The 2,821-nt window shown below is 33.4% G+C and carries 2 protein-coding genes; both read right to left on the reverse strand.

The window, feature by feature from the left end; translation table 11 throughout:
• Positions 1 to 891: Ger(x)C family spore germination protein (locus tag CZ487_RS26925; protein ID WP_077212443.1), on the reverse strand; the 891-nt coding region annotated here is incomplete at its 3' end.
• Between the two features lie 115 nt (positions 892 to 1,006).
• Positions 1,007 to 2,488 (reverse strand): spore germination protein, encoded by a 1,482-nt coding sequence (locus tag CZ487_RS12300; RefSeq protein WP_084783244.1) that lies wholly within the window; start codon positions 2,486 to 2,488, stop codon positions 1,007 to 1,009.
• Positions 2,489 to 2,821 lie beyond the last annotated feature (333 nt).

Genomic DNA, 2,821 nt, shown 5'->3' on the forward strand with positions numbered 1-2,821 from the left:
ATTGTTTAGGGCTTCACCAATTAGTAGCTCCATTTTGTTTAGTGAATCTTTATTTTTCAAAGAAGTATATGGTTGAAATTCTAATGTTGAAACGGAAATCGTTGCATTTAAATGAACCAATTCTTCGTTCTTTATTTCAATGTTTCCTTTGTACTTTATTGGATGAAGTGTAATCTTATAAATATCACTTTTAGGAAGAGGTTGGGCAATACCCCTTTTCTCTAGTTCTTCAGCAGCAATTTCTAAAGTTATATCACCTAAAAATGCCTTATTATTTGTGAATAATTTTATGTAAAGGGTGTTTATCAACGAAATAGATCCAACAATTTTATCTTCTTTGAATAATGCAACACCATCTATAAATGGTGCTACCCCATTTGAATTTTTTATCATGGGTAGGGTAGGATCGATACCAATTTCATTTAGTGTGGTTATAAAATCATGTAAGTTGGAGTTGACTAACATTTCTTTTTTTTCGTGTTTATCCAATAGTTGGTAGATATAGGATCCCATTTCGGGATATTCTTCATAGTTTGTATTGTTAATCGTCTCCTCAGCATTATCAGTAATGGCCAAAAAGATTAAAGAACTGATAATGCTGTCTCGTTGCATGGTATCCAGAAAAGAAGAAATTCCTGTTTCTGCCATATTTTTATTAAACAGTATGGTCCTTAATTGACCAGACGTAATGTCATGGCTTGTCTGTTCCTCTAGTTTTTGTCTAATTTGTTTACTAGTCGTTCCGTCAGCAGAAAGGGTTACACTCGTCTTTTCTTCTTTTCGGTCAAATTGTAACAAACTGATAGTGCCTTTGTATGTATTGTCATCAAGCAAGTCAAAACCAATAATCGTTGAAATCCCTTGCATTTCTATTATTTTTTCAGGGGCCATACATGCAGTACAAAGAAGAGAACACNAAGAATTCCCATACCAATTTGCGAAGTGTGTATGATATAAAACGCCATAAAGGCGTTAACAAAACGTATATTTGATTTCATTTTGCACCTCAAAATTCATCTAAATCTGTTATATTTCTTAATCGCTCCTTTAGGCGAATGGAGTCTTTTGGTCGATTTACTAACGGCCGCCTCATATAAAAATGGTGGGGGAGGCGTATTAAAAAATATTGCAAATCTTTCATTCTTAGCGGATATAGAGGTGCAAGATAAGGTTTATTTAAAGAAGTTAATTTTAACAAGTGAACCATTAGAATACATATACCGAAAATGATTCCATTTAACCCCCAAACACCTGCTAAAATAATGATTGGAAATCTAGCAATTCTGACTGCAGTGCCCATTTCATAAATAGGAGCCGAAAATGCCCCTAATGCACTAAATGCAACAATGATAATTAAAATATTGCTAGTTAACCCTGCCTCAACCGTTGCTTGGCCAATGACAATACCTCCTACGATTCCCATTGTTTGTCCTACTTTTGAAGGAAGGCGGGCACCAGCTTCTCTAAGTAACTCAATTAACAATTCTAGTAAGAGTGCTTCTAATAAGGGCGGAAAAGGAACTTGTGAACGTGATTGTCCAATGATAAATAACAATTTAGATGGTATGAGTTCAAAATGATAAGTCATGGCAGCCACATAAATGGCTGTTAAAAAAATAGAACCTACCATAGCAAATAATCGGATAAAACGAATAAATGTACTTAAAGACCATCTCAAATAGATATCTTCTGTTGATTCGAAAAATGAGAAAAAATTAGCAGGACCTATAATCCCTACAGGACTACCATCTATAAAAACACCAATTCGCCCGTTTAAAATCGAGTAGATGAATCTATCGGGCAGCTCTGTTAATATAAATTGTGGAAATAAAGAGTAATGATTATCTTCTAGGCATTGAGCCAAAACGGAACTGTCACTTATATTATCCGTTTTTAACTGTTCAATCCTTTCCTTAAGTGTCTGAAGAGTGTCATCGTTTGCAATATCTTTTATATATACAATTCTTACTTTCTTTTGAACGCGTTCCCCAATCTTTATTTCATCTGTGCACAAATTATAATCATTTAGATTTTGTCTGATTATCTTAACGTTAGAAGTTAATGATTCAGTGAACGAAATTTTAGGTCCATATACTAACGATTCTGTTTCTGCTTTCTCAATAGATCGTTCAATGGGATTTGCGCAATTCACAATGATTGCCTTTTTCTCATCTAAAAAATAAATATAAGCAAATCCATTTAATAGGGAAGAGATTACCTCTTGTTCTTCTAAATTTACCTTTATTTCTTCTATAGGTATGTTTTTCATTAAATAGGTGTAATGTAAGTATTCTACAGAAAGTTCTTCAATGTATTTAATGACAAATTCATTTAGAATCTCTGGCTTAATTAAATTCTTCATGAAAATAATATGAATCCCCACTTGTCCAACTTCAAGTTTTCGACACATCAAATCGGGTGATTCATTAAGAATGGATTTAATTTTTTCATAACCTGGGAAGTTATCATTATTATGACGATCTGTCATTCGTAACATATCCTTCAACCGTTTTTAATAGTGTCTGTAAAAACAATTAATTTATACAGAATATGGACAGAGGGACAGTGAATCATTACATCATCTTGGACAGCGTTAAACATTATCGTGTCTAGATTAAGTTGATTTTACTTATATAGTAATGCTTCATCCTTATTCAACGGGAGCGATTGTTCAATAGAGCAGTCGCTTCTTTCGCTAACTAGTTAGTGGAATAAGGGATTATCATTTCGGAAGAATAGTCCAGAAGTGGTAATAGTTCATGAAAAGAATAGTAATAGTATTTGTTTGGATTACTCTTAGTAGGATGGCCACGGATGCGAA

This window comes from Robertmurraya dakarensis (genome assembly GCF_900156875.1).
GTDB classification, from domain to species: domain Bacteria; phylum Bacillota; class Bacilli; order Bacillales; family Cytobacillaceae; genus Robertmurraya; species Robertmurraya dakarensis.

Coding starts and splice junctions, on each gene's coding strand:
- CZ487_RS12300 (WP_084783244.1), bottom strand. CDS start 2,488: ATGACAGATCGTCATAATAATGATAACTTCCCAGGTTATGAAAAAATT.